At 71.4% G+C, this 24,553-nt stretch carries 21 protein-coding genes; 6 read left to right on the top strand and 15 right to left on the bottom strand.

Translation table 11 applies throughout. The features are described 5' to 3' along the window. Nucleotides 1–24: 24 nt before the first annotated feature. A complete protein-coding gene (locus KVT44_RS07140) occupies nucleotides 25–1,782 on the bottom strand; it encodes a S8 family peptidase (RefSeq protein WP_190169579.1) in 1,758 nt (585 codons plus the stop codon). Nucleotides 1,783–2,067: 285 nt separating this feature from the next. Between KVT44_RS07140 and KVT44_RS07135 the strand changes: the two genes are divergently transcribed. Continuing rightward, nucleotides 2,068–3,066 (top strand): SMP-30/gluconolactonase/LRE family protein, encoded by a 999-nt coding sequence (locus tag KVT44_RS07135; protein WP_217566423.1) that lies wholly within the window; start codon nucleotides 2,068–2,070, stop codon nucleotides 3,064–3,066. A 75-nt stretch (nucleotides 3,067–3,141) separates the two neighbouring features. On the opposite strand, the gene KVT44_RS07130 is transcribed toward KVT44_RS07135, so the two are convergent. From KVT44_RS07130 to KVT44_RS07095, 8 genes are all read right to left on the bottom strand, one after another. Further along, a complete protein-coding gene (locus tag KVT44_RS07130; protein WP_075027709.1) occupies nucleotides 3,142–4,137 on the bottom strand; it encodes a PAC2 family protein in 996 nt (331 codons plus the stop codon). 171 nt (nucleotides 4,138–4,308) lie between these two features. Then, nucleotides 4,309–4,980, bottom strand: coding sequence for a FadR/GntR family transcriptional regulator (locus KVT44_RS07125; RefSeq protein ID WP_054231141.1), 672 nt, complete (start codon nucleotides 4,978–4,980; stop codon nucleotides 4,309–4,311). 100 nt (nucleotides 4,981–5,080) lie between these two features. Continuing rightward, the gene (locus KVT44_RS07120; protein WP_217566422.1) at nucleotides 5,081–6,382 is read right to left on the bottom strand and encodes an amidohydrolase; all 1,302 of its coding nucleotides are present in this window, start codon (nucleotides 6,380–6,382) and stop codon (nucleotides 5,081–5,083) included. Beyond that, the gene (locus KVT44_RS07115) at nucleotides 6,379–7,137 is read right to left on the bottom strand and encodes a nucleoside phosphorylase (RefSeq protein ID WP_217566421.1); all 759 of its coding nucleotides are present in this window, start codon (nucleotides 7,135–7,137) and stop codon (nucleotides 6,379–6,381) included. The genes KVT44_RS07120 and KVT44_RS07115 overlap by 4 nt, the downstream gene beginning before the upstream one ends. Further along, on the bottom strand, nucleotides 7,134–8,000 hold the full coding sequence (locus KVT44_RS07110) for an ABC transporter permease (protein WP_217566420.1): 867 nt from the start codon (nucleotides 7,998–8,000) through the stop codon (nucleotides 7,134–7,136). The genes KVT44_RS07115 and KVT44_RS07110 overlap by 4 nt, the downstream gene beginning before the upstream one ends. After that, a complete protein-coding gene (locus KVT44_RS07105; RefSeq protein ID WP_217566419.1) occupies nucleotides 8,000–9,034 on the bottom strand; it encodes an ABC transporter permease in 1,035 nt (344 codons plus the stop codon). The genes KVT44_RS07110 and KVT44_RS07105 overlap by 1 nt, the downstream gene beginning before the upstream one ends. A 1-nt stretch (nucleotide 9,035) precedes the next feature. Beyond that, nucleotides 9,036–10,562 (bottom strand): ABC transporter ATP-binding protein, encoded by a 1,527-nt coding sequence (locus KVT44_RS07100; protein ID WP_217566418.1) that lies wholly within the window; start codon nucleotides 10,560–10,562, stop codon nucleotides 9,036–9,038. After that, a complete protein-coding gene (locus tag KVT44_RS07095) occupies nucleotides 10,543–11,601 on the bottom strand; it encodes a BMP family ABC transporter substrate-binding protein (RefSeq protein ID WP_229888904.1) in 1,059 nt (352 codons plus the stop codon). Before KVT44_RS07095 ends, KVT44_RS07100 begins: the two co-directional genes overlap by 20 nt. A 315-nt stretch (nucleotides 11,602–11,916) precedes the next feature. On the opposite strand from KVT44_RS07095, the gene mtnA reads away from it, so the two are divergent. After that, nucleotides 11,917–12,948 (top strand): S-methyl-5-thioribose-1-phosphate isomerase, encoded by a 1,032-nt coding sequence (gene mtnA / locus KVT44_RS07090; RefSeq protein WP_217566417.1) that lies wholly within the window; start codon nucleotides 11,917–11,919, stop codon nucleotides 12,946–12,948. Between the two features lie 60 nt (nucleotides 12,949–13,008). Here mtnA and mtnB read toward each other — a convergent pair whose 3' ends face one another. From mtnB to KVT44_RS07075, 3 genes are all read right to left on the bottom strand, one after another. Continuing rightward, a complete protein-coding gene (mtnB, locus tag KVT44_RS07085) occupies nucleotides 13,009–13,530 on the bottom strand; it encodes a methylthioribulose 1-phosphate dehydratase (RefSeq protein ID WP_229888939.1) in 522 nt (173 codons plus the stop codon). Between the two features lie 83 nt (nucleotides 13,531–13,613). Then, entirely contained in the window at nucleotides 13,614–14,333 is a 720-nt protein-coding gene (mtnC, locus tag KVT44_RS07080; RefSeq protein WP_097226367.1) for an acireductone synthase, read from the bottom strand. Further along, complete coding sequence (locus tag KVT44_RS07075) at nucleotides 14,330–14,929, bottom strand: acireductone dioxygenase (protein ID WP_217566416.1); 600 nt, start codon at nucleotides 14,927–14,929, stop codon at nucleotides 14,330–14,332. The genes mtnC and KVT44_RS07075 overlap by 4 nt, the downstream gene beginning before the upstream one ends. Nucleotides 14,930–15,481: 552 nt before the next feature. Here KVT44_RS07075 and KVT44_RS07070 point away from each other — a divergent pair. From KVT44_RS07070 to mtnK, 4 genes are read left to right on the top strand one after another with little or no spacing between them, the layout of a single operon-like run. Continuing rightward, nucleotides 15,482–16,588 (top strand): substrate-binding domain-containing protein, encoded by a 1,107-nt coding sequence (locus KVT44_RS07070; protein ID WP_254649037.1) that lies wholly within the window; start codon nucleotides 15,482–15,484, stop codon nucleotides 16,586–16,588. Beyond that, nucleotides 16,575–18,107 (top strand): sugar ABC transporter ATP-binding protein, encoded by a 1,533-nt coding sequence (locus KVT44_RS07065; RefSeq protein WP_217566414.1) that lies wholly within the window; start codon nucleotides 16,575–16,577, stop codon nucleotides 18,105–18,107. Before KVT44_RS07070 ends, KVT44_RS07065 begins: the two co-directional genes overlap by 14 nt. A 25-nt stretch (nucleotides 18,108–18,132) precedes the next feature. Continuing rightward, nucleotides 18,133–19,173 carry an ABC transporter permease gene (locus tag KVT44_RS07060; RefSeq protein WP_217566413.1) on the top strand — a complete coding sequence of 347 codons (1,041 nt, stop codon included), beginning with the start codon at nucleotides 18,133–18,135 and terminating at the stop codon, nucleotides 19,171–19,173. A gap of 15 nt (nucleotides 19,174–19,188) precedes the next feature. Then, a complete protein-coding gene (mtnK, locus tag KVT44_RS07055) occupies nucleotides 19,189–20,349 on the top strand; it encodes an S-methyl-5-thioribose kinase (RefSeq protein WP_217566412.1) in 1,161 nt (386 codons plus the stop codon). 92 nt (nucleotides 20,350–20,441) lie between these two features. On the opposite strand, the gene KVT44_RS07050 is transcribed toward mtnK, so the two are convergent. From KVT44_RS07050 to KVT44_RS07040, 3 genes are all read right to left on the bottom strand, one after another. After that, nucleotides 20,442–22,058, bottom strand: a complete 1,617-nt coding sequence (locus KVT44_RS07050) for a glycerol-3-phosphate dehydrogenase/oxidase (protein ID WP_099923551.1) — start codon at nucleotides 22,056–22,058, stop codon at nucleotides 20,442–20,444. Nucleotides 22,059–22,077: 19 nt separating this feature from the next. Next, nucleotides 22,078–23,616 (bottom strand): glycerol kinase GlpK, encoded by a 1,539-nt coding sequence (glpK, locus tag KVT44_RS07045; protein WP_099923552.1) that lies wholly within the window; start codon nucleotides 23,614–23,616, stop codon nucleotides 22,078–22,080. 132 nt (nucleotides 23,617–23,748) lie between these two features. Continuing rightward, nucleotides 23,749–24,543: an MIP/aquaporin family protein gene (locus KVT44_RS07040; RefSeq protein WP_054231152.1), complete on the bottom strand. Its 795-nt coding sequence runs from the start codon at nucleotides 24,541–24,543 to the stop codon at nucleotides 23,749–23,751. Between the last annotated feature and the right edge of the window lie 10 nt (nucleotides 24,544–24,553).

The raw sequence follows: 24,553 nt of genomic DNA, 5'->3' as shown, positions 1-24,553 counted from the left end.
CTTGCGGCTACGCCCTCGGACACGTCAGCCCGTGACCACCAGGCCGACGATCTCGTCGTCCGAGAACCAGACACGTACGTCGGGCCGTCCGCCCGCGAAGGCGGAGTGCACCGCCTGACGGATCTCGGGGGAGGGGTTGTCGAGGTTGCGCCAGTCACCGGCCACGAACAGCCGGAGCCTGGGCGGGAGTTCGCGCGGGTACGGCAGCAGCTCGTCCCAGTACCGTTCGGCCTGGCCCGAGCCGACCGCCTCCGGCAGCAGACGGGTGACCGCCGCCTTGATGTCCGGCCGGTTGCCGATCCGCTGGGAGGCGGGCCGGCCCGGCGCGTCCTGCTGCGGGGAGCCGGTGGCCCGCAGCACCGCGCGGGCACGCTCCGGGGACATCGGTTCCTGGGCCGCCGCCTTGAGCATGCCCTGCAGCGCGGCCAGGGCGCCGACCACCACCGGGGAGGCGGAGGAGGTCCCGGAGAACGTGTCCGTGTACCAGCCGATCTCCTCGGCACCGCCCTGCAGGTCGCCGGGCCGGTCCCAGAAGCCGCCGGTGGTCGTGACCTCGCGCCCCCAGCCCTGCGCGTCCACCCGCGCCCCGTAGTTGGAGAAGGCGAGGCGGGAGCGGTCCGGACCGTGGTCGCGGCCGTGCGTGCCGGGCGGCGGTGCGCCCGCGCCGACCAGCACCGCGCCCGATGACGGGTTGGCGGGGTTGAAGGGGTTGCGCCACCACGCGGGGAACTCGGCGGGGCGCCGCTCGTACACCGCGTCGTCGAGCGACTCGGCGCCGTTGCCCGCGGCCGCCACGACGAGCACCCCCTTGGCGGTCGCGTACCGGATGGCCGCGAAGTTGTCCGGCCACCACTCGATCGCGATGTAACCCTGCTGGTCGTCGCGCTCCTCGAAGTCGAACCGCGGCCCTGGGGCGTGCAGTTCGACCAGGATGATGTCACCGGGGCCCAGCCGGTCGGCCGCCGCGTGGATCGCGGCCGCCGTGCCCATGCCCTGGAAGGACGCGGCCGCGGTCACCGCGTCCGGCGCGATGCCGGTGATCCCGCGCTCGTCGCGGTCGCCGCCGATCACCCCGATGACGGCGGTGCCGTGGTTGCGCCAGGCGAGGTCCGTCAGCGGGGTGCCGACGACCACGCCCGCGAGCTTCGCGGCCAGGTCCTCGTGGCCCAGCTGCCACGCCCCCTCCACATCGATCACCGTCACGCCCTGGCCCGTACCGCCCGGCCGCTGCCAGGCCCAGTGGGCGTCGATGCCCTCGGGCGCCGGCCGCAGATAGCCCTGGCGGCTGGTGAAGTCCGGGGTGACGGGCGCCCCTTCCTTCGTCCGTCGGCCGTCGTCCGCGCTCGCTGAGCCGTTCGTGCTCCGCCCGACCGATCCCACCGAGGCGGGGACGGCGCCGGGCTTCACGTACGCCGTGTCGATCTCCGGCAGCGCGGCGATCCGGGAACGCAGCTCCTGGGCGCGGCTCTCGACGCCGCGCACCCGGTAGAAGAGCGCGAGGTCGCTTCCGCCCCCGCCGTCCGCCACCTCGGACTGCCGCAGTCGTTCCTCGCTGCCGAACAGCGGCTCCAGGGCGAGCTGTTCGTCACTGAGGAACATGTTGAGGGCCGACACGTCCGAGCCCGCCGCCGAACGGACGCCCTCGGCCCCGGCGCGCAGCCGGGCCTCGGGGCGTGCGACGACGATCAGCTCCTGCTCGGCTCCCCGGTAGGTGAACCCCGCTCCGTCGGGTCCCGGCCCGGCCGTTCCCGGGCCCTGCGTCGGCTGTACCTGGTCGGTCATCGCGTACCGCTCCTCTCGGTTCGGTTCTGCGGGTGTTGCCAAGTCCCGTCCCCGGGCCGTGCCTTCGGGGCACAACCTGGCACGCCCAAGGCGACTCGTCCACCCCGGCTTCGCCAACTCGGTTTGAAAACAAGTTGAATGGGGAAACCTGTGCAATCCGTCCTGAAACAGATGTCACGCAGCAAACCGGCCAAAGGCTGCGGAGTCAGGGGTCATGTGGTGGGGTGGCAGGGACAGTTGATCGCTGGACCGGTCAACTCCCGGTCCCACCCGGAAGGACGCACCGTGACATCCACGCACCGTTCGTTCCCAGGCCGTCTCAGCCGCCGAAGACTGCTCACCGCCGGTGCCGCGACCGCCGGCGTCGCGCTCGCCGGGTCCTCGGCCGGCCCGGGCTGGGCAGCGGAGACCTCGTTACCCACCGTCATCCATCTGCCGAACGGCATCCGCCCGGAGGGCATCACCATCGGCGGCGGCCCGTACGCCTACCTCGGATCCATCGCCGACGGTTCGGTCTACCGCGCCGATCTGCGCACCGGACAGGGCCGGACCATCGCCCCGGGGCCCGGTACGGCGGCGGCCGGGCTCAAACTCGACGGCAGGGGGCGGCTGTTCATCGCCACGGTCGGTACGGGCGCCCGCGTGGTGGACGTCCGTACCGGCGCCGAACTCGCGTCGTACATCCTCGCCACAGAGCCCGAAACCTTCGTCAACGATGTGGTCCTGACCCCCCGCGCGGTCTGGTTCACGGACTCCTACCAGCCCACGCTGTACGCGCTGCCGCTCGGCCCGGGCGGCGCCCTGCCGGACGCGGCCGAGGTCGTACGACTCCCCCTGAGCGGCGACTGGAGCCAGGTGCCCGGCGCCACGATCAACGCCAACGGGATCACGCGGACCCCGGACGGCGCCGCCCTGCTCGTCGTGCAGACCGGGGCCGGTGGCCTGCACCGGGTCGACCCGAGAACCGGAGTCACCCGGCTCGTCGACCTCGGCGACGCGGCGCCCCTCGTCAACGGCGACGGGCTGCTGCTCACCGGCCGGACGCTGTACGTGGTGCAGAACATGCAGAACGCGATCGACGTCTTCCGGCTCTCGTCCGACGGGCGCAGCGGCGTCTTCCAGCGCCGCCTCACCGACCCGGACCTCGACGTGCCGACCACCGTGGCCGCGTACGGGGACCGCCTGTACCTGCCCAACGCCCGGTTCACGACCACGCCGACGCCGGACACCCCGTACGACGTGATCGCCGTCGCACGCCGACGCGTGGAGACCGCGGGACGCTGAACGCGGAGGGGCGGTGCGCCAGGTGCGCACCGCCCCTTCCGTCAGCCCGGCTTCCGCCCGGCCCGATCCGTCCGCTCAGTCCTCCGGGGAGTCCTCGTCCTCGGTGCCGGTCTCCGGCCGCGGGGACTTCGGAGGCTTCGGACGACCGCCGGGGTTGTCCCGCAGATACGAGGAGCTGTCGCTGCCGTCGGCCGTGGCGTGTCCGCCGGGGGCCGGGCCCGCCGGACCCCCGCCGTCCCGCCGCCGCAGATAGCGCTCGAACTCGCGTGCGATCGCCTCGCCCGACGCCTCCGGCAGCTCCGCGGTGTCCCGGGCCTCCTCCAGCGTCTGCACGTACTCGGCGACCTCGCTGTCCTCGGCGGCCAGCTGGTCCACGCCCAGCTGCCAGGCGCGCGCGTCCTCGGGCAGCTCGCCCAGCGGGATCCGCAGGTCGATCAGGTCCTCCAGGCGGTTGAGGAGGGCCAGCGTCGCCTTCGGGTTCGGCGGCTGCGACACATAGTGCGGTACGGCCGCCCACAGTGACACCGCCGGTACGCCCGCGTGCGTGCACGCCTCCTGGAGGATGCCGACGATGCCCGTGGGGCCCTCGTACTTGGTCTCCTCCAGGTCCATCGTGCGGGCCAGGTCCGGGTCGGAGGTGACCCCGCTCACCGGCACCGGACGTGTGTGCGGGGTGTCACCGAGCAGTGCGCCCAGGATCACCACCAGCTCCACACCCAGCTCGTGCGCGAAGCCGAGCAGCTCGTTGCAGAACGAGCGCCACCGCATCGACGGCTCGATCCCCCGGACCAGCACGAGGTCACGCGGCTTCTCGCCGCCGACCCGGACCACCGACAGGCGCGTGGTCGGCCAGGTGATCTTGCGGACCCCGCCGTCCAGCCACACCGTGGGGCGGTTCACCTGGAAGTCGTAGTAGTCCTCGGCGTCGAGCGCCGCGAACACCTCGCCCTTCCACTCCTTGTCGAGATGCGCGACCGCGGTGGAGGCGGCGTCGCCGGCGTCGTTCCAGCCCTCGAACGCGGCCACCATGACCGGGTCGATCAGCTCGGGAACCCCCTCGAGCTCGATCACCCAGCGCCTCCTTCCGACGTGCCCCTTACGTACGCCCCAACCTTACGGCGTGCCCAGGGGGCCTCCGCAGCCCCCTTGCACGGGGGAGTGAACGGATCACTGCCCCACCGAGGGGCCGGAAACACGCGTGATCGCCACCATGAACCACCCCCCGAGTCATCCGAGCTGTTTCTACAGGGTGCTGCGCAGCCACTGCTCTACGCTCGCGATGTGCACCGTCGCCCACGAGCGGGCCGCCTCCGCGTCGCGGTCCCGCAGGGCGGACAGGATCGCCCGGTGCTCGTGCAGGGTGCGGCTGACCGCGTCCTCCTGGGTGAGGCCGCGCCAGATCCGGGCCCGGGTGGTGGGCCCCGAGAGGCCGTCCAGCAGCGAGCACAGGACCGAGTTCCCGGAGCTCTGCACGATGCCCCGGTGGAACTCCAGGTCGCAGGCGACGAGTTCCTCCACCGAGGGGGCGGCGCCCAGCGCGTCCAGCTGGGAGGTCAGGGCGTGCAGTTGCTGCTCGCTGATCCTCGAGGCGGCCATCGCCGTCGCGGCGGGCTCCAGGATCCGGCGCACGGCGAGGAACTCGAGCACCGTGTCGTCCCGGTGGAAGTCGACGACGAAGCTCAGCGCCTCCAGGAGGAGCTGGGGGTCCAGGCTGGTGACGTACGTGCCGTCGCCCTGCCGTACGTCCAGGATGCGGATCAGCGAGAGCGCGCGCACCGCCTCCCGCAGGGAGTTCCGGGACAGGCCGAGGTCGGCGGCGAGCTCGCTCTCCTTGGGAAGCCGGTCGCCGGGGCGCAGCGTGCCGGAGACGATCATGCCCTTGATCTTCTCGATCGCCTCATCGGTGACTGCCATGGCCGACCTCCCTGTCACTCCGGATGTCGCTGAGTCATCCGATGTCTTGGGCCATTATGTGGGGTCACCAGGACGAACGGACACACAATCCTCGGTCGGATCAGGCGAGAGCCTCCAGATCGGCGAGGGCGGTGGCCTCGTCGAGCGTCGTGAGCACGCGGTCCCGCATCAGGATCCTGCCGTCGACGACGGTGTCCCTCACGTCCGCCGAGTGCGCGGCGTAGGCGAGCGTGGACCACGGGTTGTGCACCGGCCGTACCTGGGGCGCGTTCAGGTCGAGCACGATCAGGTCGGCGCGCTTGCCCGGCTCCAGGGAGCCAAGGTGGTCGCCGAGGCCCAGTGCGCGGGCACCCTCGAGGGTCGCCATCCGGACCGCCTGTTCGGCGCCCACCGCCGTGGGATCGCCGGCCGCCTTGTGGACCAGGGCCGCCTGCCGCACCGCTCCCAGCACGTCCAGCGTGTTCGAGCTGACCGCTCCGTCCGTGCCGAGCCCGACCGTCACACCCGCGCTCAGCAGGCGCGGCACCGGAGCGATGCCGCAGCCGAGTTTCAGATTGGAGACCGGACAGTGCGCGACGGAGGTGCCGGTGCGGGCCAGGGCCGCGATCTCGGGACCCGTCAGATCCACGGCGTGCGCGATCAGCAGATCGGGTCCGAGCAGCCCGAGCGAGTCGAGCAGTTCCACGGGCCGCCTGCCGTGGCGGACCTCGACGGTGGCGACCTCGGTCGCGTTCTCCGCCGCGTGGATGTGCAGCAGCGCGCCGAACTCCCGTGCCAGCGCGGCGATGTCGGTGAGCTGATCGGGCGAGAGCGTGTAGGTCGAGTGTGCGAAGAGGACGGGACGGGTGCCGGGCCGAGCCGTCGCGCGATCGGCCAGGTCACGGCGGGCCCACGCCATCCGGTCCTCGTACGCGATGCCGTCCGCCGGGTCCGGTACGTCCATGAAGGTCGGCCCGGTGTGCAGCCGCCAGCCCGCCTCCCGGGCGACCCGCTCGGCCGCCTCGTGGAACCAGTACATGTCGAGTGCCGAAGTGACCCCCGCCCGTACGCTCTCGGCGATCGCGGCCCGCACCCCCGCGGCGACGCTCTTCGGCGACAACAACTCGGCTTCCCAGCGCAGCACCCGCTCGAGGAAGCCCTGGAGCGTGACGTCGTCGGCGCGGCCGCGCAGCAGCGTCATCGCCAGGTGCGTGTGGGTGTTGACGAGGCCGGGCAGGACGAGACAGCCCGTCGCGTCGAGGGTCTCGGCGGCCGCGTACCGCGTGCGCAGCTCCTCGGCGGCGCCGACTTCACGGATCTCGCCGTCGCGGACCACGACCGCGCCGGAGCGTACGAAGGTGCCCGCCTCGTCGACGGTGAGGACGTCCCCGCCGTGGACCAGCAGGTCGGCGTGCTCGCTCATGCGGCGCCCGCCCTCTCTTCCGCCAGCAGACGCAGTGCTTCCAGCGCGACCACCGCACCGCGCTCCACGCCCGCCGCGACGACGTCGCGGTGCGGGTTGTAGCCGCCGGTGTTCTCTTTGTCGACCAGTTCGTCCGCGTTCGCGCCGTCGATCACGAGCACGCCGCCCGCGACGAGACCGCGCAGCGACGCGGTGACCAGCAGTGCGGACAGCTCCATCTCGATCGCCGCGAGGCCCGCGTTGTCGTAGGCGGTCAGCGGAATCAGGCCCGGCTGGAAGGCCGCCCGGGTCCACACGAGACCCCGGTGGTGAGGTGCGTCCGCGGCGCGGGCCGCGCGCTGGAGCGCGAACACCGTTTCGGGGGACGAGACCGCCGGGTACTCCGGCGGCAGCAGCTGCTGGGTCACCCCGTCGTCCCGTACGGCCCCCTCCGCGATGACGAGATCGCCGTCCCCGATGCCCGGGCGCATCGCCCCGGCCGTACCGAACCGCAGGAAGGTCGTGACGCCCGCGTCGGCCAGCTCCTGGAAGAGCAGGATCGCGCCCGGCGCGCCGACTCCGTGCGAGGCGACGGTGACCGGCAGACCCTTCCAACTCCCGCTGAACACACGGTACTCACGGTGGTAGGAGACCTCTTCGGCGCCGTCGAGCAGGGCGGCGACGGCCGCGGCGCGCGCCGGGTCGCCGACGACCACGGCGGACGGCGGCAGACCGGTGCGGGGTATCCGGGTGATGGGCAGCAGGTCCTGAGTCATGAGACGGCTCCAGCGGGGGTGGTGCGGCGACGGCGGCGGGCCGTCGTGAGGAAGAGGGCGCCGAGCGTGACGACGTACGGCGCGGCGTCGGTCGCCTGCTGAGGCAGGCCGAGGCCCTGCAGACGGAAGCCGGCGGCCTCGGCGAGGCCGAAGAGCAGCGCGGCGAGCAGGACGCCGAGGGGCAGGGCGCGGCCGAGCATGACCGCGACGACGGCGATCCAGCCACGCCCCGCCGTCATGTTCTCGGAGAACAACGTGACGTTGCCGAGGGCGAGTTGGGCCCCCGCGAGCCCGCACAGGACACCCGAGACGAGTACGGCCGCGTACTGGTACCTGGCTGGACTGACACCGAGGGTCGCCGCGGCCTGAGGTGCCTCGCCGACCCCGCGCAGGCGCAGTCCCCACACGTGCCGCGAGAGCACCAGCGTGGCCACCGCGACCGCGGCCCACGCCAGATAGGCGAGCGGCGAGAAGCCACCGACCAACGGGAGCCCGGCCAGTGACGGGTCGTCAAAGGTGCCCTGCACACCGAAGACCGTACGCAGCAGGAAGCTGGTCAGGCCGACGGAGAGGAGGTTCATGGCGATGCCCAGAACCACCGCGTCCCCGCGCAGGGTGACCGCGCCGACGGCGAGGATCAGGGAGTACGCGGCGGCGGCGAGCGCGGCCGCGAGGACGCCGAGCCAGGGGCTGCCGGTGAACCAGCTCGTGGTCACGGCCGTGAAGCAGCCCATCAGCATCATGCCTTCGAGGCCGATGTTGAAGACGCCCGCCCGTTCGCAGAGCGCGCCGCCGAGCGCGGCCAGCAGGATGGGGGTGAGCGCGCGCAACGCCGACATGAGGAGATCGGAGTCGAAGAACATCAGACAGCAGCCTTCTTCCGGAGCCGGCCGCGCGGGAAGCGCAGCCGGGCCGCCAGGAACACGATGACGATGGCCTGCAGCACCTGCGTCAGTTCGCGCGGCACCTCGGTCGTGCGCTCCATCGAGAGCCCGCCGACCTGGAGCACGGCGAAGAAGAACGACGCCAGCACCGTGCCCAGCGGGGCCGCGCCCGCCAGCAGCGCGGCGGTCAGGCCCGTCCAGGTGTAGCCGGGCGCGGTGAGAGCCCCGTCGAGGAAGCGGTACGGGAAGCTCAGTACGCCGATCGCACCGACCAGCCCGGCCAGCGCGCCCGAGGTGGCCATCAGCCGCAGCGTCAGCCCCCCGCGCTCGACGCCCGCGTACGCGGCGAAGCGGGGGTTGAGCCCGGTCATCCGGATCTCGTAGCCGATCGCCGTGCGTCGGTCGGTGAACCAGTACGTGGCCGCCGCCAGCGCGACCAGCAGCAGCCCGACCGTCACGGTCGACGAGCCGAAGGCCGGCAGCGCGACCCCGTCCGGCAGTTGCCGCGTCTGCGGGAGGCTGGAGCCGGGCTCCTTGAGCGGATAGCGGGCCAGGTAGGAGGCGAGCGACGACGCCGGATAGCTGAGCAGCAGGCTGCTCACCAGGAGCGGAACCCCGAAGTGGTTCTCGCACAGGGCGGCCAGGGCGGCATACCCGCCGCCCGCCGCCATGCCCGCGAGGAGCGCGAGGACGACGGTGAGCGGTGCGGGCAGTGGCGCGTACAGCCCGGTGACGGCCGCGGCCATCCCGCCCAGCACCAGTTGGCCGTCCCCGCCGAGGTTGATGAGCCCGGCGCGCAGCGGGATCGCCAGCGCCAGGGCCAGGCCGAGGACGCTGGTGACGGTGGTCAAGGTCGATCCGATGCCGTCGGCGCCGAGAGAGCCGCTCAGGACGGCGCCGTACGCGGTGAAGGGATCGGCGCCGGTGCCCACGAGGAAGAGCGCGCCGATGACCACGCCGGCGAGGACGGAGAAGGTGACGGGGGAGCGGAGGGCTCCCGTTATTCGGTTCATGTCAGTCTCCGACCTCCACCGGAGCCGCGCCGCCGGCCATGGCCAGCCCCAGCGTCCGTTCGTCCGCCCCGTCCTTCGGGTACGTCGCCGTCACGCGGCCCTCGTACATCACCAGCACCCGGTCCGCGAGCCCGCGGATCTCGCTGAGCTCGGCCGAGACCAGCAGGACGGCGTGGCCCGCGTCGCGGTAGGCGATCAGCTCGTCGTGGATGTTCTGGATGGCGCCGATGTCCACCCCGCGCGTCGGCTGCTCCACCAGCAACAGCGGTGCCTCATGGGCGAGTTCGCGGCCGATCAGCAGCTTCTGGAGGTTGCCGCCGGACAGCGCGGAAGCGGGCACCTCGGGCGTGCCCGCCTTGACGCCGAAGCGCTTGACGAGCCGCCGCGCGTGGGCGCGTACGGCCGCGGGCGACAACAGCCCGCGGGACGAGAGGGACGTACGGTGGTGGCCCATCGCGAGGTTGTCCGCGACGGACGCGGCAGGCGCCGTGCCCACCGCGTGCCGGTCCTCGGGTACGTAGGCGAGGCCTCGCGCCCGCCGTTCGGTCGCGGAGGCGTGCGTGATGTCCCGCCCCCGCAGGGTGACCTGCCCGGCCGTGATCGGCCGCAGTCCGGCCAGTGCCTCGATCAGCTCGCTCTGGCCGTTGCCCGCGACGCCGGCGATGCCGACGATCTCGCCCGCGCGGACGGTGAGCCGGACCTCGCGCACCGCGTCCGTGGTGAGATCCTGCACGTCCAGCACCACGTCGCCCGGGGTGCCCGGGGCGTGCACGCGGTCCAGCTCGACCGCGCGGCCCGTCATCGCGGCGGCGATCTCGTCGGCGGTCGTCTCGGCGGTGCGCAGCCGGGCGACGACGCGTCCGTCGCGCAGCACCGTGACGTTGTCGCTGCCTTCGAGGACCTCACGCAGCTTGTGCGTGACAAGGATCACCGTGCGGCCCTGTGCGGTCAGCGACTTGAGCACCGCGAACAGGGCGTCGGCCTCCGCGGGGGTGAGCACCGCGGTCGGCTCGTCGAGGATGAGCGTACGGGCGCCGCGGTGCAACAGCTTCAGGATCTCCACGCGCTGGCGCAGCCCGACCGGCAGGTCGCCGACCCGGGCGTCCGGATCGACGGCGAGGCCGTGTTCCGCGGCGAGTTCGCGCACCCGGCGCCTGGCCGCCGCCCGGTCGACCAGACCGAAGCGGCGCGGCTCGGCCGCGAAGACGACGTTCTCGGCGACCGTCAGCGAGTCGAACAGCTTGAAGCTCTGGTGGACCATGCCGAGCCCGGCGGCCATGGCGGCACCGGGATCCGCGAAGGTCACCGCACGACCGTCGATCCGTATCTCACCGGCATCCGGCCGCTCCATGCCGTACAGGACCGACATGAGCGTGGACTTGCCCGCGCCGTTCTCGCCCATCAGCGCGTGGATCTCACCGCGCCGGACGGTCAGGTCGACGGCGTCGTTGGCGAGCGTGCCGGGGAACCGCTTGGTGATTCCCCGGAGTTCGACGGCGACCTCGGCGTCAGCTCGCTGCGGGGTCATCGACCTTCAGCTCCCCGGCGACGATCTGGTCGCGCAGCGCCTTGACCTTCGTCAGGACGTCCTTGTGCTGGGCGATGACGCACTTGGAGGAGTCGACGCCGGCCTCAAGACCGGTCAGGCTGATGCCACCCTCCTTCAGGCCGTACGACACGGTCGTGCCCGCCTTGCCGCCGAGGACCTGGTCGATGCCCTTCTCCACGGCGACGTCCGTGCGCTTGATCACATTGTCGACGACCGTGCCGGGCGAGGAGACGCACTGGTTGACGTCGACGCCGTAGGCGAACGCACCCTTGGCCTTCGCGGCCTCGAAGACGCCGTAGTTGCCGGCCGCGGCCGCCGCCATGATCTGGTCGGTGCCCTTGGACAGGAGAGAGTTCGCCTGCTCCTTCGCGCGCGCCGAGTCGTCGAACGGGGACTGGCCGCCGACGAAGCGCGTCGAGGTGGACGTCTTGGCGGCCACCTTCTTGGCACCGGCCGCGAACGGGTCGCTGTAGCGCCGGAACTGGGGCGTGTCGAGGACGTCCACCGCGCCGACCTTGCCGCTCTTGCTGAGCAGCCCGGCCTCGGCGCCCGCCAGGTACACGCCCTCGTGCTCGCGGAAGACCGCGCAACCGACGTTCTTGAACGTCTTCGTCGTGCATGCGTCGATCATCAGGAACTGCTGGTCGGCGTGGGCCTTGGCCTGCTGCGCGACCAGGTCGGCGAACTCGAAGCCGACCAGCACGATGACGTCGGGCTTGGCCTCCACCGCGGCCTGCACGTTCTGCTGCTGCGAGGCGGTGTCGGAGGACTCGTAGACCTTCTGCGTCCCGTCGTGCGCCTTGGCCGCGGCCTTCACCCCGTCGACCGCGAGCTTCAGGAACTCGTTCTGCCCGACGGCGTCGGGCGTGACCAGAGTGAAGGACTTGCCGCTGCTCTTGGCGCCTTCGGAGGAACTGTCCTTGGCGGCGGCGTTGCAGGCGGTGGCGAGGAGCGCGGTGCCCGCCGCGAGGGCGGCGAACTGGAGGGGGCGGCGACTTCTGCGGGACACGGGGGACATGGGGATGACCTTCCAGTGGGTGCGGCGGGGCACGCTGGGGCGGCAGCGCGAAGAGGGTGGAGCGGTGAGGGGGACCTCGGGGTGAACGGCGGGAGCTGAACTGCGGTCAGCTACGACAGCCGTCGGCGGCGCACCGGCCGAAGTCGAGGAAGCGGCGCATCGTGAGCAGCACACGTCCTCCTTCACGTCGGCCTGGGGGCTGCGGGTGCTGGAGAGTAACACCGGTTTCAGGACACGCGTCCGGCTGTCTCGAACTGTGGTTCGCAAAGGTCATGTACGGTGTCGCGCATCTTCGGAACATCAGGAGTGCCCGTCATGCCCCAGGAACTGCGCGCCGTCGACTGGACCGGAAGCAGCCTCGCGCTCATCGACCAGACGGTCCTGCCGCACCGCACCGAGACCCGCGAGATCCGTGACGTGGACGGGCTGGTGGACGCCATCCAGCGGCTCGTCGTGCGCGGCGCGCCGGCGATCGGGGCGGCGGGGGCGTACGGGGTGGCGCTCGCGCTGTTGCAGGGCGAGCGCGAGGGCTGGTCGGCCGAGGAGACGCGGGCGGCCGTGGCCCGCGTCCGTGCGGCGCGCCCGACCGCGGTGAACCTCATGGTGTGCGTCGACCGGGTGATGGCCCGCTTCGACGAGGGACTGGACGCGGTGCTCGCGGAGGCCGCGGCCGTCCAGCGCGAGGACGTCGAGGCGAACCGGGCGATGGGGGCGTACGGCGCGGACTGGCTACTCAAGAAGGTCGGGGTGGACCGGCCGCTGCGGGTGCTCACGCACTGCAACACCGGTGCGCTCGCCACCGCCGGCTGGGGCACGGCGCTCGGCGTCATCCGTGAACTGCACGCGCGCGGCCTGGTCGAGGTCGTGTACGCCGACGAGACGCGTCCCCTCCTCCAGGGCTCCCGCCTCACCGCCTGGGAACTGCTCCAGGAGGGCATACCGCACTACGTCCAGGCCGACGGTGCCGCCGCGGGAACGATCCTGAGGGGCGAGGTCGACGCGGCGATCGTCGGCGCGGACCGCATCGCCGCCAACGGCGACACGGCCAACAAGGTGGGCACGGTCGGGGTCGCCCTCGCCTGCGCGGACGCCGGAATCCCGTTCCTGGTGGCCGCCCCCACCACGACGGTCGACCTGGCCACGGCCACGGGTGCCGACATCCACATCGAACTCTGCGGCGAGGACGAGGTACTGGAGTGGTCGGGCATCCGTACGGCGCCCTCCGGGTCCCGAGGCCACAACCCGGCCTTCGACGTCACCCCGGGCCGTCTGGTGACGGGCCTGGTGACCGAACGCGGGGTGCTGGAGATATCGGCGGGCGAACTCCCGGCCCACCACCTGCGCTAGCCGCCGGGGGTGGACTCACACGGTGCTTTCATCCCGGGTGAGTCCACCCGCCGCAATGACTCAGCGGCCCGTCAGTTCCAACTCCAGCAGCCACTCCACCACTTCGGTGTGATGGCGGGCCCGGCGTGGGTCCGCGCCCCAGACGTACAGCCCGTGGCCTGCCACGACGACCGCCGGCATGCGGGGGTCGCGGGCCGCTTCCAGGCGGTCGCCCAGGACCTTCATGTCCTGGCTGTTGGCGATGACGGGGAGGGTGACCTCGACGTCGTGGGCGGGCAGGCCGACGCCCTTGAGCATCTCCAGGTCCCGGAACACGATGCCCCCGGGCTCCCGGCGCCCCATGGCCACGGACGCGACCGTGTGGACGTGGACGACGGCCCCCGCACCCGTGAGCGCGGCCACGCGCGCGTGCAGCTCGGCCTCCGCCGACGGCTTCCCGCCCGCGACCGCCGCACCCGAACCGTCCACCAGCACCACGTCGTCGGGCGTGAGTTCGCCCTTGTCGTGCCCGCTCGCGGTGACGGCGAGCCGCAGCGGGTCCCGGCTCAGGACGACGGACAGGTTGCCGGACGTGCCGCGCATCCAGCCGAAGGAGGCGAAGCGGGCCGACTCGGCGGCCAGGACCGCGCCCGCCTCCTTGAGGTCGAGGGCCGGCGTCTCGGCGGTCATGTGGTGCTCCTCGCGATGGTGATCTCGTCGAACGTCCCCGCCTGCGGGTGATCGCCGACTCCCTGCTCGTAGTACGGCTCCCCGGGGCGGCGTACCCCCACGGTCCGCCATCCGGCCGCCCGCGCCGCGTCCAGCTCGCCGGGCCGGTCGGAGAGGAAGAGCAGCCGGTCGGGCGCGGTGCCCAGCGCCGCCGCGATCGTCTCGTACGACGCCGGCTCCTGCTTGGGCCCCGCGTTCTCCGTGTCGTACAACCCTTCGACGAGCGGCAGCAGATCGCCCTCGGGGCTGGACCGGAACCACGCCCGCTGCGCCGCCACGGACCCCGACGAGTACACGTGCAGCCGTACGCCCGCCGCGTGCCAGGCGCGCAGCGCCGGGACGACGTCCTCGTAGAAGTGCGAGACGAGGTCGCCGCGCGCGAAGCCCTCGGACCAGATGATGCCCTGGAGCGTCTTGAGCGGGGTGGCCTTGCGATCCTCGTCGAGCCAGCCGTTCAGGGCCTTCTCGACGCGGGCGGCGTCCGCGTCGGGCTCCGCGATCAGCTCCCGCACCTGCGCGGTCGCCCGCGCCACCGCCGGATCACCGCTCCGCTCCGAGAGCAGTGCTCCGAATCGAGAGCGGGAGTACGGGTACAGCACGTCCACGACGAACCCCGTGGCGCTCGTGGTGCCCTCGATGTCGAGCACCACGGCGTCCACGTCGAACCGGAGCGTCACGCCGTGGCCCGGTCCCGCTGGTACCCCGCGTCGATCGTGTCGAAGTCCGGGAAGCGGTCCGCGATCCGGTCACCGGTGAAGTTCCCGACCCAGCCGTCCTCCTCGTGGAAGAACCGGATCGCGGTGAACGACGGCGACGTACCCATGTCGAACCAGTGGGTCGTACCGCGCGGCACGCCCAGCAGGTCGCCCTTCTCGCACAGCACGGCGTGCACCTCGCCGCCTACGTGGAGATAGAAGATCCCGGACCCCGAGACGAAGAAGCGCACCTCGTCATCGTCGTCGTGCGTGTGCTCCTGCAGGAACTTCGCGCGCGCCGCCTTCGCCTTGGCCGGGTACTCGGGGTCGTCGCTCGGGTGCAGCCCGAGGACGTCGACCGTCGTGAAGCCCTCCTCCGCGTTCAGCTTCTCGATCTCGGCACCGTACGCGGCGAACACCGTGTCGCTGTCCGCGTCCGCGGGCACGTCCTCGCGGACCGGCCACTGCTCGTAGCGCACACCGATCGGCGCGAGCGCGGCGGCGATCTCGGCCGGGTCGGAGGTACGGCGCACCAGCGTCTCGGGTCCGGACTCGGGCCACGTCGTCAGCAGGGTCATGGGAGAAACTCCAAGGGGTGGATGGGGTGTCCGGATACCGAGACTGGCATCGGTGCCCGGCCCAGAGATGAGGAGGGCGGCGTGCAGGAGGCGGGAGAGCCGGTGGTCAGCCGCGACATGCCGCGCCGGTACAGCGGTGCGTCGCTGTCGCGCATGGTGTCGTCATCGGAAGCCTCACTGTCCAACGTCGTCCGGCGATGGTAACTCCCGCCCGGTGATCGGCCGAGTGTGACAAAGCGGTTGTTCCACATACTGAGAAACGACGTCCAATTCTTTGACGGCTGGCTGGAAACGTTCACATGATCTGCCTATGAAGACGCTGCTGCTCGTGCGGCGGCTGTACGTGGACTTGCTCCGGTCGACCACAGCCCGCTGTCGCTGACCTCCCCCGGAGCGCTCAACCACGCCCCGCCCTCGGTGCGTTCCCCGTGAACCCGAGGCGCCCGCCCGTGTACGAGACGTATGCCGCCCTGGCAGTTTCCTCCCCGGCGCTCCGGACCGGCACTCCCTCTTCGCCCCGCTCATTTCTGCTTTCCCAGCCCTGGAGCCCTCATGTCCCGTACCGCCCGCACCCGCGCCCCCCTCGCCGCGCTGTCGCTCGCTTCCGTCTCCGCGCTCTTCCTCGCGGGCTGCTCCCAGTCCTCCAACGCCTCGCAGAGCACCGGCGACCAGGCCGCCTCGGCCGCCGCCGCGACCGGCAAGAAGCCCGCGCCGTTCAGCAAGGGCAACGTGAAGGTGGCCCTGGTCCGGCAGAGCGGCGCCGGCGACTACTTCGAGCAGTGGGGCAACGGCGCCAAGGCACAGGCCAAGGCCCTCGGCATCGACCTGACCGTGTACGACGCCCAGGCCGACAACGCCAAGCAGGCCACCGACCTGTCCTCGGCCATCAACTCCGGCGCGCAGGCCATCGTCGTCGACCACGGCTTCCCGGCCACGATCCAGCCCGAGATCGACCAGGCGGTGAAGAAGGGCATCAAGGTCGTCGTCTACGACGTGGAGACCACCAACAAGAGCGTCGTCAGCACCAAGCAGGACGACGCGAGCATGGCGCAGGCCGTGCTCGACGTCATGGCGAAGGACCTCGGCAAGAACGCCAAGGTCGGTTACGTCAACGTCGCCGGGTACGCCGCCCTCGACAAGCGCGACAGTGTCTGGAAGAAGACCGCCGACGCCCATGGCTGGAAGCAGGCGTTCAAGGTCGGCAAGGTCACCGACTCCACCGCCACCGACAACGTTCCCCTGGTGTCCGCCGCGCTCACCCAGAACTCCGACGTGACCGGCGTCTTCGCCCCCTACGACGAGCTCGCCAAGGGCACCGTCCTCGCCGTCCAGAACAAGAAGCTCCAGGGCAAGGTGAAGGTCTTCGGCGCGGACGTCTCCAACGCCGACATCCAGAACATGACCGCCAAGGACAGCCCGTGGGTCGCCACGGCGGGCACCGACCCGTCCGCGGTCGGCGCCGCGGTCGTCCGTACGGCCGCCCTGGAACTGGCCGGTCAGCTGAACACCACCTCGGTCGAGTTCCCGGCCGTCGCCATCACCCAGGACTTCCTGAAGCAGAACAAGATCGAGAACATGGACCAGCTGCGCACGGCGCTGCCCGCGCTGAACCTCTCCAAGGTCAGCACCGCGGACTGGATTCCCAATGTCGCCCACTGACGCACCGGTGGAGAGCGCGGCGGTCGCCCTCCGCGACGTCAGCATGGCCTTCGGGGGCAAGACGGTGCTCGCCTCCGTCTCCCTCGACATCGCGCCGGGCAGCGTCGTCGCGCTGCTCGGCGCGAACGGCGCGGGCAAGTCCACCCTCATCAAGATCCTGTCCGGCGTGCACACGGAGCACGGCGGCCAGGTGAGCGTGAACGGCGTGCCCGCCGCGCTCCACTCCCCGCTCGCCGCCCGCCAGTTGGGCATCCAGACGGTGCACCAGCGCATCGGCGAAGGCATCGTGCCCGGCCTCTCGGTCGCCGAGAACCTGGTCTTCGAGGAACTGGCCCAGACGCGCGGCAACCCGTTCCGGGGCGGACGCCGGCTGCTGGCCCGCGCCCGGGAGATCCAGTCGGCCCTCGACCTCGGCTGGAGCGACGCCGTGCTCAGGCGGGACGTCACCGAACTCGGCATCTCCGACCGCCAGTTGCTGATCCTGGCGCGGGCCCTGGCGACCCGGCCCCGCCTCCTCGTCCTCGACGAGCCGACCTCCGCACTCTCCGCCGCCGAGGCGGAGCGCCTGTTCGCGCTCGTCGAGCGGATGCGGTCGGAGGGCATCGCGGTGCTCTACGTCTCCCACCGCCTCGGCGAGATCGACGCGCTCGCCGACCGCCTGGTCGTCCTGCGGGACGGCCGTCTCACCGAGGACCAGGTCAAGCCCTTCGACTGGGACAGCGCCCTGCGCGCCATGCTCGCCCAGGCCCACGAGACGACCACCGCCCGGCCGCGGCACACAGGCGAACACGGCGAGGTCGTCCTCTCCCTGCGCGGCGTTCCGCTCCTGGCCGGCCACCCGCCCCAGGACCTCGACCTGCGCACCGGCGAAGTCACCGGCGTCGTCGGGCTGCTGGGCGCGGGCAAGACCGAACTGGCCCGCGGCCTCTTCGGCGCCGAACCCTTCACCGGGGGAGCCGTCGAGCTGGACGGGAAGCCCTACGAGCCGCGCCGCCCGGCCGACGCCATCCGCGGCGGCATCCACCTGGTCCCGGAGGACCGGCACACGGACGCGCTGGTGCCCGGCTGGTCGGTGGCCCAGAACATCTCCCTGCCGTTCCTCAGGTCGCTCTCCACGGTGGGACTCGTGAGCCGCTCCAAGGAGGACGCGCTCGGCCGCGCCACCATCGAGCAGCTCGGTGTCGTCGCCCGGGACGAACACAGCACCGTCGAGGAGCTGTCGGGCGGCAACCAGCAGAAGGTCGTCGTCGGCCGCTGGCTCGCCGAGAACCCCCGCGTCCTCATCCTGGACGAGCCGTTCCGAGGAGTGGACATCGGCGCCCGCCGCGACATCGGCCGCCGCGCCCGCGCCCTGGCGGCCGACGGGGCAGCCGTCCTCGTCCTGTCCGCCGATGTTGACGAGATCCTCGAGATCGCCGACCGGGTCGTCGTCCTGGCCGCGGGCGAGATCCGCCTCGACGCGTACGGGGAAGACGCGGAGCGCGACCGCGTGATCCAGACCATCTCGGCGTCCGTCTGATGCCCGGCACACCAGGAAGCACGCCATGACCACCACCCAGAGCACCTCCGTGCCGACGGCGGCCCCGTCCGCACCCGCCGTCGGCCACCGGATCCAGAACGCCGTCATCAAGTACGGCTTCATCTTCGTCACCGTCACGCTCTTCGCGTACTTCGCGATCAGCGAGCCGTCCTTCCGGGACTCGGCGACGCTCCTCGACACCCTCCGGTACGTCTCCGTCGCCGCCATCCTCGGCCTCGGCGTCACGCTCACCATGGCCGTCGGCGGAATGGACATGTCGGTCGGCGCCGTCGCCGGCCTCGGCGTCACGGTCGCCGCGAAGACGATGGTCACCTACAACCAGGTCGGCACGGTCGCGATCCTCGCGGTCGTCGCGGCGGGCGCGCTGGCCGGGTTGCTGAACGCCCTGCTGATCGTCGTCCTCAAGATCCCCGACATGCTCGCCACGCTCGGCACCATGTTCGTGATCCAGGGCACCAAACTCATCCTGGTCGACGGCCAGTCCATCACCCCCGGCATGACCCGGTCCGACGGCACCACCGCGCCCGGCAGGTTCACCGAGGGCTTCCTGCGCATCGACCGCGGCACCTTCCTCGGCGTACCCGTCTCGGTGCTGATCTTCGGCGCGCTGACCGTCGTCGCCTGGGTGTTCCTGGCCCGCACCCGCTGGGGGCGCGTGCTGTACGCGATCGGCGCCAACCCCGAGGCCTCGCGGCTGGCCGGCATCCGCGTCGGCGCGTACCGGGCGCTCGCCTACGTCCTCTCCGGCGTCCTCGCCTCCATCGGCGGCCTGATCCTGGCCGCCCGCATCGGCCAGGGCGATGTCTCCGCCGGTACCTCCCAACTGCTCGAAGCCGTCGCCGTCGCCCTCGTCGGCACCTCCGTCCTCGGCCGGGGCCGCCCCAACGTCTGGGGCACGGCCCTCGGCGCCGTCCTGATCGGGATCATCACCACGGGTCTGACCATCGAGGGACTGCCGTACTACACGCAGGACGTCGTCGAGGGCGCGGTCCTCATCCTCGCCCTGGTCTTCAGCTTCACCCTGTCCAAGCGCCGCACCGCATAAGGGAGTTACGAGTCGATGGGCTACCGCATCCTGGAGACCGAGGACGTCGCCGGCTATCTGCGCGAGCGCGGCCACTGGGGCACCGACGAGCCCGAGGTCCGCGAGGTCTCCGACGGCAACATGAACCGCGTCTTCCTCGTCACCGCCACCGACGGCACCCGGGGCCTCGCCGTCAAGCAGGCCCTGCCCTGGGTGCGGGTCGCGGGCCCCTCCTGGCCGATGAGCCCCGAGCGTGCCGACGCCGAGGCCCGCGCCTACGAGCAGGTCGCCAAGGTCGCCCCGGACAAGATCCCGGCGATCCACGGCTACGACTCCGACAACTACGCCCTCGTCATGGAGGACATGTCCGACCTGGAGGTGCTGCGCACGATCCTCAACGAGGGTGGCACCTACGGCCCGGACACCTCCCGCCGCATCGGCGAGTTCGTCGCCCAGCTCTCCTTCGCCACCAGCGACTTCGGCATGCCCTCCGCCGAACGCAAGGAGCTGATCGCGGCCTCCGTCAGCCCCGAGCTGTGCAAGATCACCGAGGACGTCGTGCTCAGCGAGCCGTACCTCGAGCACGAGCACAACCACTGGCACCCCGGCCTCGACGACCTCGCCGCCGCCTTCCGCTCCGACCCGCGACTGCGCACCGAGGTCGCCGAACTGCGCCACCTCTTCATGACCGGCGCGCAGGCCCTCCTCCACGGCGACCTGCACACCGGCAGCATCATGGTCGGCACGCGCGAGGGCGCCCCGGTGGTACGGGTCTTCGACCCCGAGTTCTCCTTCGTCGGGCCGATCGGCTTCGACCTCGGCCTGTACTGGGCGAACACGCTCGTCTCCGCGGCCCGCGCGGACGCGCTCGGCGTCGAGGGCGACCACGGCGACCAACTCCGGCTCTCCTGGGACGCGTTCCGGGCGGAGTTCCGCCGGCTGTGGCCGACCCGTGTCGACACCTTCTTCGACGACGCCTTCCTCGACCGCTTCCTGGACCGCGTCTGGACCGAGTCCCTGGGCTTCGCCGGCGCGGAGGTCGTCCGCCGCATCATCGGCTTCGCCCACCTCACCGACCTCACCACCCTGCCGGACCCGGTGCCCGCCTCCCGGCGCGCGCTTCTCCTCGGGCGTGAACTGATCGTGCGCCGCGCGGAGTTGACGTCACCCGAGGACGTCGAGGCACTCCTGCGCTGACGGGCGCCCGGCTGTGGCGGCGCACGCGGAGGGGCGGCTCCCCCCGTGGGAGCCGCCCCTCAAACCGATCGGATCACCCGCTCAGGGTGTGGTCACTTCTTGTCGAGCAGGTCCTGCACCTTGCCGCGGATCTCGTCCGTGGCAAGCCCGCGGATCGTCAGCGTCGTACGGCGGCGCAGCACGTCGTCCGTCGTCTCGGCCCACTCGTGGTCGCGGGCCCACACGACCTGCGCCCAGATCTCCGGGGCGTCCGGGTGGACGCGCTCGCCGAGCTCCGGGTTCTCGTTCGCCAGGCGCGCGATGTCGAAGGCCAGCGAACCGTAGTGCGTCGCCAGGTGCTTGGCGGTGTCGGCGCCCATACGGGGGCCGGGCGCCGGGCCGTCGACGAGCAGCCGGTGGGCGACCGCGCGCGGGTTGGCGACACCCGGCAGCGGCAGCTTCTTCGGCAGCTCGGAGATCGGCTCGAAGTCCTCGCCCAGCGGGCGGCCCGGCAGCGACTCCAGCTTCTTCATGACCGTACGGCCGATGTGCCGGAAGGTGGTCCACTTGCCGCCCGCGACGGACAGCATCCCGCCACGGCCCTCCGTGACGACCGTCTCGCGCTTGGCCTTCGAGGTGTCGCCGGGGCCGCCGGGCAGCACCCGCAGACCGGCGAAGGAGTACGTGATCAGATCACGGGAGAGCTGCTGGTCGCGGATGGAGAACGCGGCCTCGTCCAGGATCTGGGCTATGTCCTTCTCGTTGACCGCGACGTCCGCCGGGTCGCCCTCGTACTCCTCGTCGGTCGTACCGAGCAGCAGCATGTCCTCCCAGGGGAGGGCGAAGGTGATGCGGTACTTGTCGATCGGGGTGGCGAGCGCGGCCTTCCAGGGGGAGGTGCGCTTGAGAACCAGGTGCGCGCCCTTGGACAGGCGGATGGACGGCGCCGCGTTCGGGTCCTCCATCTTGCGCAGGTGGTCGACCCAGGGACCGGTGGCGTTGAGGACGAGGTGCGCGTTGACGCCGAACTCCGCGCCGTTCGTTCCGTCCTTGAGGTCCGCGCCCGTGACCCGGCCCTTGGTGAAGCGCAGGCCGGTCACCTCCGCGTGGTTGAGCACGACCGCGCCCGCCTCGACGGCCGCGCGGACCGTCATCAGCGCCATGCGCGCGTCGTTCATCTGGTCGTCGCCGTACACGGCCACGGCCTTGAGGTTCTCGGTGCGCAGCTCCGGCACGTCCTGCTGCGCCTTGGCCGGCGAGAGCAGGTGGCCGACGCCGTCACCGAACGCCGACAGCGCGGAGTAGGCGAAGACGCCCGCCCCGAGCTTCGCCGCGCCGTGCGGCCCGCCCTTGTACACGGGGAGGTAGAACGTGAGCGGGTTCGCCAGGTGGGGGGCCACCTGACGGGAGACCGCACGGCGCTCGAAGTGGTTCTCCGCCACCAGCTTCACCGCGCCGGTCTGCAGGTAGCGCAGACCGCCGTGGAGCAGCTTGGAGGAGGCGGAGGAGGTGGCGCCGGCGAAGTCGCCGGCGTCGACCAGAGCCACCCGCAGACCGGACTGCGCGGCGTGCCAGGCGGTGGAGATGCCCAGGATGCCGCCGCCGATCACGAGAAGGTCGTACGTCGCCTTGGAGAGCTGCTCCCGGGTCTCGGCGCGGCTCGGGTTGGAGCCGGAGGCCGGGTGCGTACCGAGGGCAGGCACGGTCTGCAGGGTGGACTGACTGGTCATTACGGGTTCTTACTCCTCGTCAGTTCTCGTCCTCGAGCCAGCCCATGGTCCGCTCGACGGCCTTGAGCCAGCTCTTGTACTCACGGTCGCGGGTCTCCGCGTCCATGTTGGGGGTCCATTCCGCGGCCCGGCGCCAGTTGGCGCGCAGGTCCTCGGTGTTGGTCCAGAAGCCGACGGCGAGACCGGCGGCGTAGGCGGCGCCGAGGCAGGTGGTCTCGGCGACCATCGGGCGCACCACGGGGGCGTCCAGGACGTCGGCCAGGGTCTGCATCAGCAGGTTGTTGGAGGTCATGCCGCCGTCGACCTTGAGGGCCGTGAGCTCGACGCCGGAGTCCTTCGTCATGGCGTCGCTGACGTCACGGGTCTGCCAGGCCGTGGCCTCCAGGACGGCGCGCGCGATGTGCGCCTTGGTGACGTACCGGGTCAGACCGGCGATCACACCGCGGGCGTCGGGACGCCAGTACGGGGCGAACAGACCGGAGAAGGCCGGCACGAAGTAGGCGCCACCGTTGTCCTCGACCGAGGACGCGAGGGTCTCGATCTCGGCGGCGGACTTGATCAGGCCCATCTGGTCGCGCATCCACTGCACCAGCGAACCGGTGACGGCGATCGAGCCCTCGAGGGCGTAGACCGGAGCCTGGTCGCCGATGCGGTAGCCGACCGTGGTGAGCAGGCCCGAGTACGAGTTGATGATCTTGTCGCCGGTGTTCATCAGCATGAACGTGCCGGTGCCGTACGTGGACTTGGCCTCGCCCTCGGAGAAGCAGGTCTGGCCGAACAGGGCCGCCTGCTGGTCGCCGAGCGCGGAGGCGACCGGGATGCCGCCGAGCAGCTCGCCGAGCGGGCCGCCGGTGACCTCGCCGTAGACCTCGGCGGAGGAGCGGATCTCCGGGAGCATCGCCAGCGGGACGCCGATGGACTCGGCGATCTTCTCGTCCCACGCCAGGGTGTGCAGGTTCATCAGCATGGTGCGGGAGGCGTTGGTGACGTCGGTGACGTGGTGACCGCCGTTCACACCGCCCGTCAGGTTCCAGATGACCCAGGAGTCCATGGTGCCGAAGAGGATGTCCCCGGCCTCGGCGCGCTCGCGCAGGCCCTCGACGTTGTCGAGCAGCCAGCGGGCCTTGGGACCGGCGAAGTAGGACGCGAGCGGCAGGCCGGTCTCGCGGCGGAAGCGGTCCTGGCCGACATTGCGGCCGAGCTCCTTGCAGAGCGCGTCGGTGCGGGTGTCCTGCCAGACGATGGCGTTGTGGACGGGCTCACCGGTGTTCTTGTCCCACAGCACGGTGGTCTCGCGCTGGTTGGTGATGCCGATGGCCTTGATGTCGTCGCGGGTGATGCCCGCCTTCTCGATGGCCCCGGCCACGACTTCCTGGACGTTGGTCCAGATCTCGGCGGCGTTGTGCTCGACCCAGCCCGGCTTCGGGAAGATCTGCTCGTGCTCCTTCTGGTCGACGGAGACGATGCGTCCGTCGCGGTCGAAGACGATGCAGCGGCTGGACGTGGTGCCCTGGTCGATCGCGGCGATGAAGGGGCCGGCGGTGTGTGCGTCGGTCACGGTGTGCTCCTGAAGGTTCCGTATGAAAGGGGCTGGCTCACGGCGTATTGCTCACGGCCTGACGGCGTATTGCTTACGGCTCGGAAAACCTTGCGGTTCAAGGAGGGCCCGAGGCCCGAAGGCCTCGGGGATTTAAGCAAAGGCGACGTTGTAGAGGCCTGCGGCGATCGCGCCGCCGATCAGCGGACCGACGACCGGAACCCAGGCGTAGCTCCAGTCGGAGCCGCCCTTGTTCGGCAGGGGGAGCAGCGCGTGCACGATGCGCGGGCCGAGGTCACGGGCCGGGTTGATCGCGTAGCCGGTGGGTCCACCGAGGGAGAGGCCGATGGAGACAACCACCAGCGCGGTGATCAGGGCGCCCAGGGGGCCGAGGCCGTTGCCCTTGTCGTTGAGACCCTGCGTGAGGACCGCGAGCACCAGCACGACGGTCGCGATGATCTCCGTGGCGAGGTTCTGCACCGCGTTGCGGATCTCGGGGCCGGTGGAGAAGATACCGAGCACGGGGCCCGCGCCCTTCTCCTCCGCCTCGACGGCCTTGGAACCAGCGGCCTGCGCGTCCGAAGCCCCCACGATGTCGGGGTCGGTCAGGTGCGCGTGGAACTGTCCGTAGTACACGACCCAGACCAGCGTGGCGCCGATCATCGCGCCGAGCAGCTGGCCGCCCCAGTACACCGGCAGATTGTTCCAGCCGCCGTCCTTGATGGTCAGCGCCAGCGTCACGGCCGGGTTCAGGTGTGCGCCGGACAGCGGCGCGGAGGTGTAGACCGCCGTGAGGACCGCGAAGCCCCACCCGAAGGCGATGGCGAGCCAGCCGGCGTTTCTGGCCTTGGAGGCCTTCAGCGTGACGGCGGCACAGACGCCACCGCCGAGCAGGATGAGTATGGCGGTACCTATGGTCTCGCCGATGAAGATGTCGGAGCTGGACACCCGCGACTCC

Source organism: Streptomyces sp. GbtcB7, assembly GCF_019091445.1.
Classification (GTDB): domain Bacteria; phylum Actinomycetota; class Actinomycetes; order Streptomycetales; family Streptomycetaceae; genus Streptomyces; species Streptomyces mirabilis.
This window is presented reverse-complemented; position numbering and strand designations above follow the sequence as displayed.

What these genes read in the sequence shown, in the direction of transcription:
- KVT44_RS07140 (WP_190169579.1), bottom strand. Translation starts at nt 1,782, where the DNA reads ATGACCGACCAGGTACAGCCGACGCAGGGCCCGGGAACGGCCGGGCCG.
- KVT44_RS07125 (WP_054231141.1), bottom strand. Translation starts at nt 4,980, where the DNA reads ATGGCAGTCACCGATGAGGCGATCGAGAAGATCAAGGGCATGATCGTC.
- KVT44_RS07120 (WP_217566422.1), bottom strand. Translation starts at nt 6,382, where the DNA reads ATGAGCGAGCACGCCGACCTGCTGGTCCACGGCGGGGACGTCCTCACC.
- KVT44_RS07115 (WP_217566421.1), bottom strand. Translation starts at nt 7,137, where the DNA reads ATGACTCAGGACCTGCTGCCCATCACCCGGATACCCCGCACCGGTCTG.
- KVT44_RS07110 (WP_217566420.1), bottom strand. Translation starts at nt 8,000, where the DNA reads ATGTTCTTCGACTCCGATCTCCTCATGTCGGCGTTGCGCGCGCTCACC.
- KVT44_RS07105 (WP_217566419.1), bottom strand. Translation starts at nt 9,034, where the DNA reads ATGAACCGAATAACGGGAGCCCTCCGCTCCCCCGTCACCTTCTCCGTC.
- KVT44_RS07100 (WP_217566418.1), bottom strand. Translation starts at nt 10,562, where the DNA reads ATGACCCCGCAGCGAGCTGACGCCGAGGTCGCCGTCGAACTCCGGGGA.
- KVT44_RS07095 (WP_229888904.1), bottom strand. Translation starts at nt 11,601, where the DNA reads ATGTCCCCCGTGTCCCGCAGAAGTCGCCGCCCCCTCCAGTTCGCCGCC.
- mtnA (WP_217566417.1), top strand. Translation starts at nt 11,917, where the DNA reads ATGCCCCAGGAACTGCGCGCCGTCGACTGGACCGGAAGCAGCCTCGCG.
- mtnB (WP_229888939.1), bottom strand. Translation starts at nt 13,530, where the DNA reads ATGCGCGGCACGTCCGGCAACCTGTCCGTCGTCCTGAGCCGGGACCCG.
- KVT44_RS07075 (WP_217566416.1), bottom strand. Translation starts at nt 14,929, where the DNA reads ATGACCCTGCTGACGACGTGGCCCGAGTCCGGACCCGAGACGCTGGTG.
- KVT44_RS07070 (WP_254649037.1), top strand. Translation starts at nt 15,482, where the DNA reads ATGTCCCGTACCGCCCGCACCCGCGCCCCCCTCGCCGCGCTGTCGCTC.
- KVT44_RS07065 (WP_217566414.1), top strand. Translation starts at nt 16,575, where the DNA reads ATGTCGCCCACTGACGCACCGGTGGAGAGCGCGGCGGTCGCCCTCCGC.
- KVT44_RS07060 (WP_217566413.1), top strand. Translation starts at nt 18,133, where the DNA reads ATGACCACCACCCAGAGCACCTCCGTGCCGACGGCGGCCCCGTCCGCA.
- mtnK (WP_217566412.1), top strand. Translation starts at nt 19,189, where the DNA reads ATGGGCTACCGCATCCTGGAGACCGAGGACGTCGCCGGCTATCTGCGC.
- KVT44_RS07050 (WP_099923551.1), bottom strand. Translation starts at nt 22,058, where the DNA reads ATGACCAGTCAGTCCACCCTGCAGACCGTGCCTGCCCTCGGTACGCAC.